Origin of the sequence: Streptomyces sp. 13-12-16, from assembly GCF_002114215.1 — a bacterium.
Taxonomy (GTDB): Bacteria; Actinomycetota; Actinomycetes; order Streptomycetales; family Streptomycetaceae; genus Streptomyces.
Genome location: NZ_NCTE01001094.1, coordinates 1 through 1,388 on the forward strand (window position 1 = coordinate 1; position 1,388 = coordinate 1,388).

The following is a 1,388-nucleotide window of genomic DNA, read 5'->3' on the forward strand; positions in this document are numbered from 1 at the left end:
GGGGCGGCGTCGCGGAGGAACGGGAGGGAGTGGGCGGCGAAGTGGGGGCCGGCGTGGGAGTGGCGGGGCAGTTCGACGACCGTCAGGCCCTGGTAGCCGGTGGCGGCGAGGGCCGCGAGGACGGGCGGGAAGTCGATCTCGCCGTCGCCGAAGGGGAGGTGTTCGTGGACGCCTCGGCGCATGTCCTCGATCTGGACGTGGCGCAGCCAGGGGGCGGCGTCGCGCACGCAGTCGGCGGGCGGGAGGGGTTCGAGGCACTGGCAGTGGCCGATGTCCAGGGTGAGGCCGAGGGGCTCGGGATCGCCGAGCGTGCGGCGCAGGTGGTGGAAGTCGGCGAGGGTGGCGAGGAGGTGGCCGGGTTCGGGTTCGACGGCGAGGGGGACGCCGGCGGTGGCGGCGGCGTCCAGGACGGGGGTGAGGGTTTCGGCGAGGCGTTTCCAGGCGGTGTCCTCGTCGGTGCCGGCGGGGACGATGCCGCTGAAGCAGTGCACGGCGTGCGCGCCGAGGTCGGCTGCGACGCGGACGGCGCGCAGGAGGAGGTCGACGCGGCGGGCACGGTCGTCCGGGTCGGGATCCAGCAGCGAGGGGCCGTGTTTGCGGCGGGGGTCGAGCACGTAGCGGGCGCCGGTCTCCACGGTCACGCCGAGCCCGAGCTCGTCGAGGCGGTGCGCGACCCGGCGGGTGCGGGCGGCGAGGTCCGGGGCGAACGGATCGAGGTGCATGTGGTCGAGGGTCAGGCCCAGGCCGTCGTAGCCGAGGTCGGCGAGGAGGGCGAGGGCGTCGTCGAGGCGGAGGTCGGCGAGGCCGTTGGTGCCGTAACCGAAACGGAGGGGGGTGCCGGCGCTCCGGTCCACGTCCCGGGCTCCGTCCACGCGTACGGCTCGGTTCACCTCCCGGCTCGGACCGTGACCGTCGCCGCTCCCCTCCCGGGCCGGGCGGCCACTCACGTCCCGGCCCGCCTCCACCGCCGGGACACGCCCACCCCCGGCCGCACCCCGGCTCACGTCCCCGGCCGGGTCTCCGTTCGTGTCCCGGCTCGCCTCCGGGATCGGGACACGAGCGTCCTCGGTCACCTGCCGGCTCGCGCCCTGGTTCGGGTTGTGGCTCATGTGATGCTCACCTTCCTCATGCCGGCCCTCCTCGCGAACATCCGGCCGGCCGGGGCCAGGGCCGCGACCAGGAGGGACGTGGCGGCCCCGCCGGACCGGGCGGCGAGTGCGGCCTGGAGCGGGATCGTGGCGCGGATGCCGCCGCCCACGGCGCGTTGGGTGAGGGGAGGTGAAGGGTTGAGCGCGGCGTGGAAGTAGGGGCGGGCGGCCGTGGCGGCGTAGGCGGCGCCCAGGGCCGTGGCGAGGGCGCCGGCGACCCCGGGTGGGTGCGCGGCGGGG

Annotated in this window: 1 protein-coding gene and 1 pseudogene; both read right to left on the minus strand. The window is 76.4% G+C overall.

What is annotated here, in order from left to right:
- The coding region (locus tag B7767_RS35785) for a sugar phosphate isomerase/epimerase (protein ID WP_256923683.1) at positions 1 to 1,109 on the minus strand (1,109 nt) is incomplete at its 3' end.
- Positions 1,106 to 1,388: pseudogene (locus B7767_RS35790) on the minus strand (prenyltransferase); the annotation flags it as partial. The pseudogene B7767_RS35790 and the gene B7767_RS35785, both read right to left, overlap by 4 nt.